This window comes from Seongchinamella unica (assembly GCF_004354085.1).
In the GTDB taxonomy this organism is placed as follows: Bacteria; Pseudomonadota; Gammaproteobacteria; order Pseudomonadales; family Halieaceae; genus Halioglobus; species Halioglobus unicus.
In genome coordinates this window covers 144,598-159,799 of the sequence record NZ_SMSE01000003.1, presented here as the reverse complement: position 1 = coordinate 159,799, position 15,202 = coordinate 144,598, and the positions used below count along the sequence as shown (strand labels likewise).

The 15,202-nt window shown below is 61.0% G+C and carries 14 protein-coding genes; 7 read left to right on the top strand and 7 right to left on the bottom strand.

All coding sequences use genetic code 11. From position 1 onward, the window contains the following. Nucleotides 1-123: 123 nt before the first annotated feature. Nucleotides 124-1,086, bottom strand: a complete 963-nt coding sequence (locus tag E2F43_RS12770; RefSeq protein WP_133213295.1) for a polyprenyl synthetase family protein — start codon at nucleotides 1,084-1,086, stop codon at nucleotides 124-126. 278 nt (nucleotides 1,087-1,364) lie between these two features. Between E2F43_RS12770 and rplU the strand changes: the two genes are divergently transcribed. The 4 genes from rplU to proB all read left to right on the top strand — a co-directional run bounded on the left by rplU (nucleotide 1,365) and on the right by proB (nucleotide 4,688). After that, nucleotides 1,365-1,676, top strand: a complete 312-nt coding sequence (rplU, locus tag E2F43_RS12765; protein WP_133213293.1) for a 50S ribosomal protein L21 — start codon at nucleotides 1,365-1,367, stop codon at nucleotides 1,674-1,676. Nucleotides 1,677-1,691: 15 nt separating this feature from the next. Beyond that, the gene (gene rpmA / locus E2F43_RS12760; protein WP_133213291.1) at nucleotides 1,692-1,949 is read left to right on the top strand and encodes a 50S ribosomal protein L27; all 258 of its coding nucleotides are present in this window, start codon (nucleotides 1,692-1,694) and stop codon (nucleotides 1,947-1,949) included. Nucleotides 1,950-2,371: 422 nt separating this feature from the next. Further along, on the top strand, nucleotides 2,372-3,565 hold the full coding sequence (cgtA, locus tag E2F43_RS12755; protein WP_133213289.1) for an Obg family GTPase CgtA: 1,194 nt from the start codon (nucleotides 2,372-2,374) through the stop codon (nucleotides 3,563-3,565). A gap of 1 nt (nucleotide 3,566) precedes the next feature. Beyond that, nucleotides 3,567-4,688: a glutamate 5-kinase gene (gene proB, locus E2F43_RS12750; RefSeq protein ID WP_133213287.1), complete on the top strand. Its 1,122-nt coding sequence runs from the start codon at nucleotides 3,567-3,569 to the stop codon at nucleotides 4,686-4,688. Nucleotides 4,689-4,852: 164 nt separating this feature from the next. Here the strand turns inward: proB and E2F43_RS12745 are convergent, their stop codons facing one another. Continuing rightward, nucleotides 4,853-6,394: an aldehyde dehydrogenase family protein gene (locus E2F43_RS12745; RefSeq protein WP_133213285.1), complete on the bottom strand. Its 1,542-nt coding sequence runs from the start codon at nucleotides 6,392-6,394 to the stop codon at nucleotides 4,853-4,855. A gap of 178 nt (nucleotides 6,395-6,572) precedes the next feature. On the opposite strand from E2F43_RS12745, the gene E2F43_RS12740 reads away from it, so the two are divergent. Further along, a complete protein-coding gene (locus tag E2F43_RS12740) occupies nucleotides 6,573-7,421 on the top strand; it encodes a ZIP family metal transporter (protein WP_133213283.1) in 849 nt (282 codons plus the stop codon). Between the two features lie 15 nt (nucleotides 7,422-7,436). Then, a complete protein-coding gene (locus E2F43_RS12735) occupies nucleotides 7,437-7,892 on the top strand; it encodes a methyltransferase family protein (RefSeq protein WP_133213281.1) in 456 nt (151 codons plus the stop codon). Between the two features lie 3 nt (nucleotides 7,893-7,895). Here E2F43_RS12735 and E2F43_RS12730 read toward each other — a convergent pair whose 3' ends face one another. Further along, nucleotides 7,896-8,234, bottom strand: coding sequence for a rhodanese-like domain-containing protein (locus E2F43_RS12730; protein ID WP_133213279.1), 339 nt, complete (start codon nucleotides 8,232-8,234; stop codon nucleotides 7,896-7,898). A 111-nt stretch (nucleotides 8,235-8,345) separates the two neighbouring features. Between E2F43_RS12730 and E2F43_RS12725 the strand changes: the two genes are divergently transcribed. After that, nucleotides 8,346-8,576, top strand: coding sequence for a hypothetical protein (locus E2F43_RS12725; RefSeq protein ID WP_133213277.1), 231 nt, complete (start codon nucleotides 8,346-8,348; stop codon nucleotides 8,574-8,576). Here E2F43_RS12725 and hemH read toward each other — a convergent pair. From hemH to E2F43_RS12705, 4 genes are all read right to left on the bottom strand, one after another. After that, on the bottom strand, nucleotides 8,562-9,611 hold the full coding sequence (gene hemH / locus E2F43_RS12720; protein WP_133213275.1) for a ferrochelatase: 1,050 nt from the start codon (nucleotides 9,609-9,611) through the stop codon (nucleotides 8,562-8,564). The genes E2F43_RS12725 and hemH overlap by 15 nt on opposite strands. A 103-nt stretch (nucleotides 9,612-9,714) precedes the next feature. After that, a complete protein-coding gene (locus E2F43_RS12715; RefSeq protein WP_133213273.1) occupies nucleotides 9,715-12,003 on the bottom strand; it encodes an OmcA/MtrC family decaheme c-type cytochrome in 2,289 nt (762 codons plus the stop codon). Between the two features lie 34 nt (nucleotides 12,004-12,037). Continuing rightward, nucleotides 12,038-14,308 carry an MtrB/PioB family decaheme-associated outer membrane protein gene (locus tag E2F43_RS12710; RefSeq protein WP_133213271.1) on the bottom strand — a complete coding sequence of 757 codons (2,271 nt, stop codon included), beginning with the start codon at nucleotides 14,306-14,308 and terminating at the stop codon, nucleotides 12,038-12,040. Next, on the bottom strand, nucleotides 14,305-15,195 hold the full coding sequence (locus tag E2F43_RS12705; protein ID WP_165954311.1) for a DmsE family decaheme c-type cytochrome: 891 nt from the start codon (nucleotides 15,193-15,195) through the stop codon (nucleotides 14,305-14,307). The genes E2F43_RS12710 and E2F43_RS12705 overlap by 4 nt, the downstream gene beginning before the upstream one ends. Nucleotides 15,196-15,202: the final 7 nt, after the last annotated feature.

Here is a 15,202-nt window from a genome sequence, read left to right as displayed (position 1 = left end):
GCGGTGAGTAAACGTCTGCCGCGCGCTGTGCTTGTAATAGTATGCGCGCTCGCGGTGGATTGCCTGGCGGCTCCAGCAGTATAGAAACAGTCGCTGGCAGGTGCAAACGCCAAAGCCTGCCGGTCAGTGATCCCGGTTGATGGAAAGAGCGGTGACCGCCTGCAGTGCACTGCGGGCGTCGCTGTCAGCAAGGGTTTGTAGCTCCGCCAGTGCCAGGTCGTGGTAGTGACGCGCCTGTTGCCGGGTGTAATCCAGGGCACCGCAACGCTGTACCGCCGCCAGCACCTGGATAATGTCCGCCGAGGTTTTCTCGGTGATGGCCCGTCTTACCACCGCCTGCTCTTCGCCGTTGCCGTGCTGCAGGGCGTAGATCAGAGGCAGGGTGGGCTTACCCTCGGTGAGGTCGTCGCCGACATTCTTGCCCATGGCGGCGGGGTCTCCCTCGTAGTCCAGGACGTCGTCGATCATCTGGAAGGCGATACCGAGATTCAGCCCGAAACGACGCATCGACTGACGGGTAGCTTCATTTTCTCCACAGAGGGTGGCCGCGCCATAGCAGCCCGCGGCAAACAGAATTGCCGTCTTGCGGGTAATGACGTCCAGATACTGTTGTTCCGTGGTTTCGGCGTTGCCCGCCCGCACCAGTTGCATCACCTCGCCCTCGGCGATGGTATTGGTGGTGTCAGCCATGTGACGCAGGATATCCGGGTCGGCGAGCTGCACCATCAGCTGGAACGCGCGGGTGTAGAGAAAGTCCCCCACCAGCACGGAGGGAGCGTTGCCGAATTCGGCGTTGGCCGTCGGGCGTCCCCGGCGCAGGCTGGAGATATCCACCACATCGTCGTGCAGCAGGGTGGCGGTATGGATGAACTCGATGACTGCCGCAAACTTGATCTGGGGATCATCGCAGCGTCCGAGGGCGGCCGCAGTCAGCAACACCAGCAGCGGGCGCAGGCGCTTGCCACCGGCATCGACAATGTAATGGCCGATGTTTTCCACCATGTCCACGTTCGAGTGGAGTTGTTCGACAATAAGCCGGTTAACCTGCTCGAACTCGGCGGCGACGGCGGAACGTATTTCTTGCATAGGGGGGAACAGTCGTAAAGTGCACGCGCATGCTAGGGTCTGTCTCGCTGCGCTGTCAAGGTTCGGGGCCCCTGAAGAATGCTGCAAGCTATTGTTTTTAGATGGAAATAAACCTTGCCGGAGGGGGCGGATTTAAGTAAAATCGCCGCCCTCTGACCCCTGCTGCGCCTGTCGCAGGTGGCGGTGAATATTTATTTAACTGTTTGTGCCTGGCTCTGCCCCCTTGATTTATAAGGGTTTTTCCTAAAAGCGAGCAGGCTAACTGAACGGAGTGAAACATGTACGCAGTAATCGAAGCCGGTGGCAAGCAGCACCGTGTGATTGAGGGCGAGACCCTCAAGCTGGAAAAAATTGATGCAGCCACCGGCGAAACCGTCGAGTTCGACAAGGTTCTGCTGGTCGGCACCGGTGAAGACGTCAAGATCGGCAAGCCGGTTGTTGACGGTTCCAAGGTCACCGCTGAAGTGGTCGCCCACGGCCGCCACAAGAAGGTAAAGATTGTTAAATTTAACCGCCGTAAGCACCATCGGAAAGAAACTGGCCACCGCCAGTGGTTCACCGAAGTGAAAATTACCGGTATCTCGGCGTAAAGGAGGGTTTGAACAATGGCTCATAAGAAAGCTGGTGGTAGTACTCGTAACGGACGCGATTCCGAGAGTAAACGCCTTGGTGTGAAGCGCTTCGGCGGCCAGGAAGTCCTGGCAGGGAACATCCTCGTGCGTCAGCGTGGCACCAAGTTCCATGCCGGTGAGAATGTCGGCATGGGCAAGGACCACACACTGTTCGCCCTGTCCAACGGCAAGGTTGAATTTGTGACCCGGGGTCCCAAGAGCCGCAAGTACGTTCAGGTGGTGAGCGCCTGATCGCACTTCTCGCGACCAAGACCAGAAAGCCTCGTCAATTGACGGGGCTTTTTTTTATATACTGAATTTTGCGGGCCTGCTCTGGCACCGGAGCGCGGAGGATTAATCCCTCCAGGAAACGCAACAGCGCCGTCCATGGCAGCTAGGCTTCGGCCATCCATGGCCTCAGACGTTCCTGGAGTGATTAATCCTCCACACTCCCAGCGAACATCGAATGGCCGGCAGAAGCTTATTGGCGACTATGGCTGCGTGCGAGAGCTCGAGGGGTGGATGCCCGAATATACTGTGCAAGACCGTCCGAGGCCATGGAAGGCCCGGCCGGCGCTCCGGGAGGCCGAGCGCACATGGACGTGCTTGTAGCGTGTCTTGCACGGTATATTCGGGGAGCCGCACCACGGAACACTGAGAAAAAGGCGGAAGTTATGAAATTCGTAGATGAAGCAAGTATCACCGTATACGCCGGCAAGGGCGGCAACGGCTGCCTGAGCTTTCGCCGGGAAAAGTACATCGCCAAGGGCGGACCCGACGGCGGCGACGGCGGCGATGGCGGCAGCGTGATCCTGGAGGGGGACGACAATCTCAACACCATGGTCGATTATCGCTTTGTGCGCAGTTACCGCGCCGAGAGTGGCGAAGGTGGCAGAGGCAAAAACTGCACCGGTAAGAAGGGGGAAGACCTGATCCTCAAGGTGCCGGTGGGCACGACGGTCCTGGATGAGGATACCGGGGAGATTCTCGGTGACATCCAGACCTCGGGCCAGCAGCTCAAGGTCGCCCAGGGCGGCTATCACGGCCTGGGTAATACCCGCTTCAAATCCAGTACCAACCGTGCGCCCCGGCAAACCACACCGGGAACCGAAGGTGAGGTTCGATCGCTCAAGCTCGAGCTCAAGGTGCTCGCCGATGTCGGTCTCCTGGGGCTGCCCAATGCGGGCAAATCGACCCTGATCCGGGCGGTGTCATCAGCCAAACCGAAGGTGGCAGACTACCCCTTTACCACCCTGGTACCCAACCTGGGGGTGGTCAAGGTAGAGGCCCATCGCAGTTTTGTGATCGCCGATATTCCCGGGCTGATAGAGGGCGCGTCGGAAGGCGCGGGACTGGGGATCCGGTTCCTCAAGCACCTGACCCGGAACCGGATTCTCCTGCATATCATCGATATGGCGCCCTATGACGGGGTCGAGCCCGCAGATGCCGCGGTGGCTATCGCCGGTGAACTGGGCCGTTTCAGTCCGACACTGGCGAATCGCGAGCGCTGGCTGGTGCTGAACAAGACGGACCTGGTGGATGAGGAAACCCTGGCCCGGCGTAAAGCGGCCGTGCTGGAAGCCCTGGACTGGCAGGGCCCGGTCTATGAAATTTCCGCCATCAAGGGGGAAGGGACGGAGGCACTTTGCGGTGACCTGATGAATTACCTGGAGGAACTGCGCGAGCGGGAGCTGGCCGACCCGGAGTTGGCCCAGGCCGATGTCCAGCTGCAGCAGCAGATGCAGGAGGAGGCCCGGCAGCGCATTGCCGAATTGCGCGCAAGCCACAGGCGCGGTCCCGAGGTCGACGATGATGACGACGACTGGGACGATGATGAATACGATGTCGATGTAGAGTACGTTCCCTGAAATGAGTGACAGATCAGAAATCGCTGCCAGCAGCCGCTGGGTGGTTAAAGTCGGCAGCGCCCTGCTGACCAATGATGGCCGGGGTCTCGACGATGGCGTGATCCGCGGCCTGGTGGCGCAACTCGCCGGGTTGCGCGCACGCGGTTGCGAGGTGGTGCTGGTATCCAGCGGAGCGGTAGCTGCAGGCATTGTCCGCCTGGGTATGCCCGCTAGACCACACTTGCTGCACGAGCTGCAGGCTGCCGCCGCCGTGGGTCAGTCGGTGCTGGTGCAAAGTTATGAGAACGCCTTCAAGGACCACGGCATTGTTTCAGCCCAGGTGTTGTTGGGCCACGATGACGTCATCGCCCGCGACCGTTACCTCAACGCCCGGGGAACCCTCAATACCCTGCTGGCGCTCGGTGTGGTGCCGGTGGTGAATGAAAACGATACGGTGGTCACCGACGAAATCCGCTTCGGCGATAACGACACCCTGGGTGCCCTGGTGGCAAACCTGATTGACGCTGATGCGCTGTTACTGCTCACCGACCAGCAGGGTCTCTACGAGCAGGATCCGCGCCAGAATCCCGACGCCAGGCTGGTGCGCACCGCCGAGGTCAATGCGCCTGAACTGGATGCCATGGCGGGCGAGGGTGGCGCCCTGGGCCGCGGTGGTATGGTAACCAAATTGCGCGCAGCGCGGCTGGCAGCCCGTTCCGGGACCGAGACGGTGATTGCCAGTGGCCGGGTGGCTGACGTGGTGGCCAGGGTCACGGCCGGCGCCGATATCGGTACCTGGCTGCGGACCGGTAAAAAACCCCAGAATGCCCGCAAGCAATGGCTGGCGAGCATGGTCCAGATACAGGGTAGCCTGGAGCTGGACGCGGGGGCGGTGAAAGTATTGCGGGAATCCGGCCGCAGCCTGTTGCCGGTCGGTGTGCGCGGTGTGCATGGGGACTTTGCTCGCGGGGACATGGTGTCCTGTCGCGATGACGAAGGACGGGAGATCGCCCGTGGGCTGGTGAACTACAGTGCCGTGGAAACCCGGCGCATCATGGGATCGGCCTCGGCGGACATTGAAAGCATTCTCGGTTATGCCGGCGATGAGGAACTGGTACATCGGGACAATCTGGTGCTGGTTTAGTCTGCCCGCAACCCGTTCTCCGTCACCCCGGCAAACGCCGGGGTCCAGAAAGCCTGCGGCACGTATTCCACCCTTTACAGATTCCGGGGTGCCGGACCACGGCATTCGCCGGAACGACCCGGGTGAGCAGGTTCTCCTCCAGCGCGTCTCCTGTCACCCAGCCCTCAGCTCAGCCAGCGCCCGATGGGCGTCTTCACCCACAAAAAATCCATCAGCTTCTTCATCCCCTGCGCACTTTTGGCGCTATAGGGGTAACCGTTCTGCATTTTGCCGCCGAAGCGATCAATGACGATGGGCATTTCATGGCAGTAACCGCGCAGGCCCTTTTTTCCATTCACCTGGCCGATACCGGAGTTTTTCCTGCCGCCAAAGGGGGCGGCCGGAATACCGTAGCTGAGGGCCATGTCGTTGACTGAGCAGGAACCGGTATCGATAGCGGCAGCCAGGGCATAGCCCTTGTCCTTGTCCCTGGTCCAGACATTACCGTTGAGACCAAACTCGGAGTCGTTGGCCAGGCGCAGCGCTTCTTCCTCAGAACCGACCTTCTGGATGCAAAGGATGGGACCGAAAGTCTCCAGCAACATGATGTCCATGCTGTTGTTCACCCCGGTGATGACTGTGGGTTCGTAATACAGGCCAGCCAGATCGGGGTTGCGTCGCCCGCCCATGAGGATATCGGCTCCTTTGGCCCGGGCATCCTCAACGTGGGCTTCGATGATCGCCAGCTGGCGGTCCCAGAACACCGCGCCGATATCCTCCTCCCAGCCGTGTTCCGGTCCCTGGCGCAGGGACTTGCCCTTGTCGAGCACCCGTTGCAGAAAGTCTTCGTATACCTCTTCCACCACGTAAATGCGCTCGGTACCGCAGCAGTAGTGGCCGGTGTTCATGCAGGAACCTACCCAGGCGCCGTCCGCCGCCCGGTCCAGATCGGCGTCCGCGCAGACAATCATCGCGTCGTTGCCGCCCAGCTCAAGCGTGCAGGGAATCAGCTGCTCCGCGCAGGCCACTGCCACTTTCCTGCCGGTGGCGACGCTGCCGGTGAAGGACACCTTGTCGACACCACCGCGAACGATAGCCGCACCGGTCTCACCGTCACCCAGCAGCACCTGCAGTACACCCTCGGGTAAACCCGCCTGCCGGAAAATGTCCTCCGCCAGCCTGGCGGAGAAGGGGGTGACTTCCGAGCCTTTGGCCACCACGGTGTTGCCTGCCAGTATTGCCTGGCAGGCCTGGTTCATGACCAGTACGAAGGGGCCATTCCAGGGCGTGATCAGGCCTACCACGCCCAGTGGCTTGTAGACGATGCGCAACTGCTTCATCAACCCCATCAGGCCGTGTACCTTGCGTTTGCGCGGGGCCAGGAACTTGCCGGCGTTCTTGGCGTAGTAGCAGAGCTGGTCCGCCACCGAGAAGACTTCCATGCTCATGGCGTCGGTGCGGGCCTTGCCGGTTTCCCGCACCACGGTGTCAATGACCTCGTCCTGGCGCTCGAGCAGGATCTTCAGTGCCCGGTCGACGATGGCGGCGCGCGCTTCCATGCTGGTGGCGGCCCAGGCAGGCTGGGCCTTGCGCGCCTTGTGGATCGCGGCCGCGACATCTTCGGCGTTGGCGCAGACCAGTTCCCCGATGGGTTCCAGGGTCACCGGGCTGCGCAGTTGCAGGTGGCGGCGGGAATCGCTCGACTCGATAGGTTCATATAGCGACATGGTTTGCTCCATCAATGAATGCGTTGATACTCAAACTAATGGTCATTAGCTTCCCGGTCAATGACGCTTCCCGTCATCGGCGAATGACGAAATGAGTCATTGTTCACAGGCTTTGCTGGGCGCCGGTCGCCTGGATGTGGAATAATTGGCCGTTTCCTTGCCGGAGTCCTGGCTATACATGCACGCGTCACCCGCGCTCACCCTGATCGTCTATTGCCTTGCCATTGCCGGTTTTTCGCTGGTAGGGGGACTGCTGCCCAACTGGGTGAAGATGACCCATACCCGAACCCAGCTGGTGATGAGCCTGGTATCGGGGTTGATGCTTGGCGTGGCGTTTTACCACCTGCTGCCCCATAGCATTGCCATGTCAGGCGGCGCGGCGGCGGTGGATAGTGCCGTCTGGTGGCTGATGGTGGGGCTGATTACCATGCTGCTGCTGTTGCGCATGTTTCACTTTCACCAGCACGATTTCAGCAGCGAAGAGCATCAGCACCATGAACATCAACACGGGCATGGGCATGAGCATGCGGCCCACAAGCTCAGCTGGGTCGGTATTGCCCTGGGCCTGGCGCTGCACACCCTGATCGACGGGGTGGCCCTTGGGGCGGTGATGCTGGGAGAAAGTACGGCGGATTCGGGTGCGGTGATGGCCGGCTTCGGGGTATTTCTGGCCATTCTGCTGCACAAACCGCTGGATGCCATGTCTATCACCACCATCATGGAAGCAGGCGGCTGGAACCGGGGTGCCAGAATGCTGACCAACGTGATTTTCGCCCTCATGTGCCCGTTGGGGGCGCTGTTGTTTTTCTTCGGCGTGGACCTTGTCCCCTCGGCCCGCGATATGGTTGTCGCCGCGGCACTGGCGTTTTCGGCCGGTGCCTTCATTTGTATCGCCCTATCTGACCTGTTGCCGGAGGTTCACTTTCACAGTCACGACCGCGGCAAATTGACCCTGGCATTCCTGCTCGGTATCGTTATCGCCTACGGCATAGGCGCGGTTGAGCCGGCCGCTATTCATCACGGCTGAGGAGTTTGAGGACCTATGGCTGCAGTCAAACGTATCATTTACCCGCCGATGTGGCTGGCGTTGGGGATTATCGCCCAGTTTATCTGTAACGAATATTTTCCCGGCAGCCGCTTTACCAGCACAGGCGGGCAGGCAGTGGGTAGCCTTGTCCTGCTGCTGGGGCTGGCATTGCTGGTGTTGGCCGGTGGACTGTTCAAACAGGCCGACACCGACCTCATCCCCTTCCGGGAGGTCCGTGCGCTGGTCACCAGCGGGGTGTATCGCTATACCCGCAACCCCATGTACCTTGGCATGGCACTGGTGTTACTGGGCTGTGCGATCGTGCTGGGGGTGGCAACAGCGTTTGCGGTACCGGTGATTTTCGTCATCATCATCCAGATCCGCTTTATCCTGCCGGAAGAGCAGTTGTTGCGGGCGCTTTTCCCTGAAGAATTTCCCGCCTATTGCCAGCGGGTTCGTCGCTGGATCTAGCGGCTATTTCGGGTCACTGAAAAACGCTTCGGCATCGTCCAGGCCACCGAGGTTGGTGACGTTGGTATAGCCGCGATGCAGCAGGCGTTCGCGAGCGATTTCCGCTCGCCGGCCACTGCCGCAGTAAAGATAAATGGTCGTGTTCTTGTCCTCGGTCAGCTTGACGATTCCCGCCTCGATGGCGTCGTAGGGAATCAGTACCGCGTCGTCCACATGGCCTGCTTCGTATTCCGCGGGGGAACGGGTGTCAATGATGAGAGAGTCCCCGCCGGATTGCGCGCCGCTTACCGCGCTGCCGACCAGCAGAGCCAGTGCCAGAAGTAGTCCTGGGAATCGAGCCATAGCGATGAACCTCCAGTTATTTTTGCCAGGACGCTCGACGCCGGCTAGAGCAGTCCGCGCCGCTGTGCTATACATAGTGTTCAATCTGCCACAATCGAGAAGGAAGACGAAATGTTACGTGCGCTGTTAGCTGTTACCATCGCCATCATGTGTACCCTGCCAGCCCAGGCAGACGAGGATATTTGCCTGGATTGCCATGTGCCGGCGGAGGACTGGGAGGGCATGAGTGCGGAGGAAATCTTCGAAACGGCATCCGATACCTCCATCAAGCGCCATGCAGATAACGGCGAGTTCAGCGAGGAGCAGCTGAAGGCCATAATCGCCACCTTACTGACCGAATAATCCCGCGGGCTTTTCCAGCCAGCCCCTGAGGTTTTCCGCAGCCAGCTGGGCCAGGGCCTCGATGTGTTCGCTGCTGCTGTTGAGGCAGGGAATATAGCCGAAGCTTTCACCCCCGGCGTCCATGAAGTAGCCCCGGTTTTCCACCCCGATTTCCTCGATGGTTTCCAGGCAGTCGGCACTGAACCCGGGGCAGATCACCTGCACCGACTTGATGCCCTGGCCGGGCATGGCCTTCAGGGTCTCGTCGGTATAGGGCTGCAGCCACTCTTCCCGACCGAACCTGGATTGGAAACAGGTGGTGTATTGTCCTTCCTCCAGTCCCAGCAATTCGGCTACCAGGCGTGTGGTCTTCAGGCACTGGCAGTGGTAGGGGTCACCTTCCTCGAGATAGCGTTTCGGCTCGCCGTGATAGGAAAATACCAGCCTGTCGGCAGTACCTTGTTCGGCACGGTAAGCCTGGATACTGGCCGCCAGCGCTGCGATATACCCCGGGTGGTCGCAGTAGTGGCTGACAAAGCGCAACTGGGGCAGCCAGCGGCGGCGGCTGAAGTCCGCCGCCAGGGCATCGAACGTTGAGCCGGTCGTGGGGCCCGAGTACTGGGGGTAGAGCGGCATGACCAGCAGTTTGCGTACGCCGCGGTCGAGCATGGACTGCAGTACGCTGTCGATCGACGGTTCGCCATAGCGCATGGCGAAGTCAACGATAATGTCATCGCCGTAGCTGGCTTCCAGCGTGTTCCCCAGTTCCCTGGCCTGATCGCGGGTGTGCACCAGCAGCGGAGATCCCTGTTCAGTCCACACCGTTTGATAGGCTCTGGCAGAGCGCCGCGGGCGCACATTGAGAATAATCCCGTTGAGGATGAACCACCACAGCAACCTGGGAACCTCGACGACCCGCGGGTCGGAGAGAAACTGTTTGAGGTAGGGGCGCAGGGCCTTGCCCGTGGGAGCTTCCGGGGTGCCCAGATTGGTAATGAGCACCCCAACCCTGGGGGGCTGCTGGTGGTCGAAATTGTCAGTGCCGGTGTATTTCATGGGAGGCCAATATACGGAGGTCTACGCCTATGGCCAAGCATTGGATCGTGTTTTGGAAAGATTCCGTGAACCCGCAGCAAGCGGGCCCACGGAGAACGGGGGGCTAACGGGGGTTGTGTACCACCGAGACGTCGGCGTTGCGGCCGCTGCCGTGGCACACACTGCATTGCTCCACGACCTCACCGCTATCGATCGCGGCCTGGCTGGTCGCGAAGTTGCCGCCATTGGACGCCATATGGGATCTCGCCACCTGATTGTCGTGGCAGGCGGAGCACACGGCTGCAGTAGGAGTCACCACCACGTCATCGGCCGGGTCAGCGCGGTCGGCACCGGTATCCACCGTGGTGCCGAGCACACTGTCTGCCAGCGGCAGGGTATAGCCGGAGTCGGTGTGGCAGGTGGTACAGTTGCTCAGGTCACCGGGGAAATGCACCTCTTCCTCGGTGAAACGGTGGGTGGTGAAGCCGCCGAAACCGACGATCTCCAGCGGATTGTCGCGTATCGCTGCGGCATGGATGCCATGAATCATGGTCTTGAAGTCGATGGACTCCTCATCCTTGCCGTCGGTGGGCGGATCCATGGCAATTTCACGCCTGCGCTTGTCGGTATTGCGGGGGTTGTGGCAGGTCACGCAGACCTCGATATTATCGTTGCGGTTACCTCCGTGCAGCGACAGCTTGGCGTGGCATGACAGGCAGTTGTCGAGCTCGACGGCGCTGCGGCGCGACACGGCGGTGCCGTCCGGCTCGTCAATGGAGAAGTATGCGTGGGCATTGGTCAGCGGAATGGACTCAGCGCCTTCCTCTTCATCGTCGACGTCGAGGACCGGGTGGCCCTCAATGGTGGCAGTGCCTGAGCCGGTGGCTGCAATGCCCGGTGCTTCACTGCCATCGGGAATCGCCACTGGCATGGTGACGGAGTAGCTGCCATCGCCATTGTCAACGAAGCTGGCGATATCCGTGGTCTGTACCGAGCTGGCGTTGTCACCCTGGTTGCCGATGTTGTTGTAGTCGTCGGTATCCCAGGCAACGCCCACGGCCAGGCGCGCACCGGGACCATTGAAGGCGGGATCGTTCTTGATGTCCCAGTCCTCGCCAGTGCCGGGGTTACTGATCCTGAAGGTGACCACGGGCTGCTCCCCGGGCATGGTGTTGTCGACGGCCAGGACCTCGGCCATGAACTGTTCACTGGCTTCAGCCACCAGCATCCGGTGGCTATCGGCAATGCTGCCGGCAAAGCCTGCGGTGGAGTGACAGCTGGCGCAATCGGTGTCTTCCTGGCTGGCTATGTGGCCCTGGGCGCCCTCACCGTCGTGACAGCTGCCACAGGCGGCGCTGGAGGCGTATTCAGCCCAGTTGTCGCCCTGGGCGGTCAGCACCAGGTCGTCCCTGCCTTCGCCAGTGGCACTACCCGCATGGCAGTTGACGCAATTGCGGATGTCCTGGGGGAAGTGGAGATTGGAGTAGTCGTGCTTGCTGCCGCGGAAACCAATAATGTAATAATCTTCGCCGGCGCCAACGCTCGGCAGGTTGGCCCCTGAGTGCAACTTGTGAATCAGGACTTTCATGTTCAGCGTGTTGGTGCTGTGGGCGTCGGTAGTGCCGGCATTGTGGCAGGTCACGCAGTATTGGACTTCAACCCGGCCACTACCGTGCATCGCCAGTGGATCGTGGCAGTTATTGCAGTTGGCGGTGGCGGCGATGTCCATGTTGAAAACGCCGCTGGTTGCCCCGGTGGCCGGTATCCAGTCGTAAACCGGGTTGGTCTTGCCGGGTGCGCCGTCAAACTGGATGGCCACCCGGTGGGTGCGGTCAGCCTGGTAGCTGAGGTCCAGCCCCTCCACCTCTGCCTGTGCGAGGATGTCCGCCGGCAGATTAGTGAGATCGGTCGCGAAGGTGTACTGGTAGGTCCCGTCCCCGTTGTTGACCAGCCCGTCTTCGTTGCGCTCGTAGGTTGCCTGCAGTTTGTCTTCGGTGCCGACATCGGTCACGCCCCAGTTGTCCGGGGGCTCGATGTCGTTTACGTAAGATTGCCAGGTACCGGTCATGCTGCCCAGCTCACTGGCCTGTAGCTTGGCTATGGTAAAGCGGACATTGCCAGGCTCCAGGTCGGTAATGGCAATGCCGTCACCGTTGGTAAGCTGGAAATCGACGACCGCCTGGTTGCTGTCATTGAGGCTGACACTGGTAATGGTTGCCAGCAGAACCTCCTGCTCCGCGTAGGGGGCAACCTCGGGGTCGGGAATAACCGGCGGTGGAGGGGTTACCGGGCCATTCCCGGGCGGTGGTCCGGGCTCTACGCCCGCGGCGCGGTCACCACCGCCCCCGCCACCACAGGCGACCAGCAGGCCAAGTGTGGCCGCCATCATCCAGTTGCGTGTAAATGTTCCCATGGCTCTTCTCCCGCCTCTCAGGGCCTGGTTGGTGCTATTGCCAGCTGTAAATGGCCGACACGCCCACGTAGTGAATCGTTTCATTGGGGTTTCTCGCCCCGAAGGTCAGTACCTTGTCGATGCTGTCTGCCCGGACGCCCTGCAGCGCCCGGTCATCCGAACTGTACCGGTAGTACTGGTAGTCCAGTTTGAACGACAGGTCCTCGCGCATGTGCCAGGTGCCGCTGGCGACGAAGTGATGCAGGGTGGTCGCCACGGTCGGCAGGTCTTCCGGCTCAAGGTCGGAAGCACCGTAAGTCCTGAATTCCTGGTCGCTCTCGGTATCGACAAAACTGTAGTCTGCTTCCAGCGCCAGATGCTCCGCCAGTTGCCAGTGCAGGTTGGCGCCGACGGTCACGCTGCTGTCGGTGGTGTCGGTGCGCCAGTCGCGGTCAGGGTCGCTGGCCTGGGGCAGGGGCGGGTAAATGGCAAACGCGTTCTTTTCTGCGCCACCGCGGAAGGCACGGCCCATTTGTTCCGACTCAAAACGGTCATAGCCGCCGTAGAGCGTCGCAGATACCTGCTGCGACGGATTGTAGCTGGCACTGAGGTGATAGCGTTCCCAGTAGGAATACCGCAGGCCGGTGTAGGTTTTGTCGTAGTCGTCGTTGCGCAGCAGCAGGTTGAAATTCAGGTTCCAGTGGTCAGCGGGCAGCCAGCTGAGGTCCAGCTTGCCCTGATCCTGCTCGCGGTTGGCCAGGTAGAACTGGCTCAGTTCGGGATGATTGATAAAGCGTTGGTTGTCGGGTGTGGCATTGATCAATTCCACGTCGAGCAGGGCGTAGAAGCGCTGGTCCCAGTGATAGGTGTCGGCGCGACGGTCGCCGTACCGCAATTCCGCTTTGGCGGTGAAATTGTCCCAGGGTTGGATACGGTAACCCAGGGTGAAACGATCTTCCTCGGTCTCTTCTACCGCCGCGTTCTCCCGCTCAATCTGCTCGTAGGCGTATTCCAGCTGCAGGCGGCTGCGTTTGGGCAGGCGGTAACGGGCCTCGACCCCTGAGGTGTTAGAGATGAAATGGTGGGAGGTATTGTAAACCGCCAGCGCCTGCTCAGGCTGTCGGCTGCCATCGCCGCGGATATAGCGATAACCGTCGCGTGGATTGTCGTAATCCCGCTCCCTGCCCCGGAAGAAAAGATCGATGTCCAGCTTGCGCAGCGGCCGCAGCCAGAGCTTGGCGTTGAGGGTGCCGGTCTGGGCCTCGCCGTCAAACGAGGTCCTCGGCAGTGGCTGGCTCACACTGGCCGCCGGGTTGACGCTGTACTCAAGGTAATCCTGGTCCTGCTCCGACACGGCGTAGCTGCCATCAAACTGAAAGCGTGCGTCGGGTGTGAACACGTACTGGCCGGTGATGCGCCCCCGTAATTGCTCATTATCAGGCGCCTGCCCCAGTCCGCCGGCACTTTCCGGGGAGCGGGAGCGGTAGGGGTTTTCCCACACCAGGATGTCGTCCTTGTTGTCGAAATCCGAGTAGTCGATACGTGCCTGCAGGTTGAGTTTGCCAGCGTTGTAGGCAAGTCCAAGGTCAAATTCGGTAGTTCGGTAGTCCACCGGCCGCGGCAACAGCACCGCATCACCGGAGGATGCGTCCAGGTACATGGCGCCGGCCGTGTCGCCGGTGCCCTGTTTCTCCTCATAGGACAGGTTGCCGTCCAGCTGCCAGCTGTCGTTGAGCCTCAGTTGCAGGCCGGCGAACAATTTGTCGCGTTCCAGTTCCCGGTCAAATCCATGCAGGCTGGCTCCGAGCTGGCTGAAGTCCGCGGTGGTGGAGCCGGTGACCCAGTTGTCGGGCAGGCGCAGGGGACTGCTGGAGCCGCGGAATGGTGTCTCACCGCTGTTGTTGCGGACCTGTATTTGTGAGTCGAAGCCCAGGTTGACCTGCAACTTGCCGTTGTTGCTCCAGCTCAGCCGGCCTTCCCGGGTATCCAGGCCCAGGTCAGACACGGATAACCGCCACTGGCTTTCACGGTTACTGAAGTCCTGCCAGTGCAGGTTGCCGATAATGTTGGCGCCATCGTCCTGCAGGCCGTTGTACTGACCGAACATGAAATTATCGTCCGAGGTATAGCCCAGCCCCAGCTGCACATGTCCGGCATAGCCTGATGTCCAGGTGTGACCCTGGTTGAGGGCTGTTACCAGCAGCGGTGCGTATGCTGTCTCGGCCTGGGCCGCGTCTTCTTGGGCCTGGCCTACAACGCCTTGTGCCACCAGGACCAGGGTGCTGACCGCGGTGAGCCGGAACGGCAGGTGCCTGCGCTGCTTCATCGTGTCAGCCTCGCTCCCGACGGGTGGTTTGATCCGTGGACCTGGGAGTGGCAGTTGGTGCAGTTCTTGCCGACCAGGTTGCGGTTGCTGCTGCCACTACTGCCAGCGGGTAAGCCCTCAGCACCGTAGGGAAGGCTGGGGTGGAATGCGGCGGAGTGGCACTGCTGGCAGAGAGCGGGTCCCCGCGCTGTCAGCAGTCGATCATTTACCGATCCGTGCGGGTTGTGGCAGGTGGAGCAGTCTTCAGTGACCGGTTCGTGCTCCCACAGTAGCGGCCCCCGCATCTCCTGGTGGCAGCTGTAGCAATTTTCGTTGAGAGTGACCTGATGCAGGTCGGCATCAGTGGCGCTTCCGTGAGGGTTGTGGCAGTCGGTGCAGGCCGTCTTACCCTCCGCGATGGGGTGCCGGGACGGTAATTTCATTTGCGCCCGCTGGCGACTGTGGCAGCTCACACACTGGTCGCCTGCCAGTTCGACACTCATGGCCGGGTCCTGTTGGCTGTGGGCTGTATGGCAATCGGCGCAGGCCAGGTTTTCCTGTTCGTGTTCACTGCCGAGCCACAACAACTGCTTGTCACCCGCGTGGCAGCCCTGGCAGGCGCCATTGCGCGCCTCGAGGTCGGATGTCCATTTCGGGCCGAAGCTGACATCGGGTGGGTTGCGACGGCCCCTGCGATCATGGGCCTCGGAGGGCCCGTGGCAGCCGGTGCAGGCGGCGGCACCGCCGCCCAGCAGATTACCGTGAACGCTGCTGAAGACCACGTGCACCGGGATATCGGCATCGGCGGTGTGGCAGTCCAGGCAACCGGGGCCATCTTCAGTGTGCGCCACTGCAGCCAGCAGCGCACTGCATAAAACGACAACCGCCTGAATCCATCGCGTGTTCATTGGCACC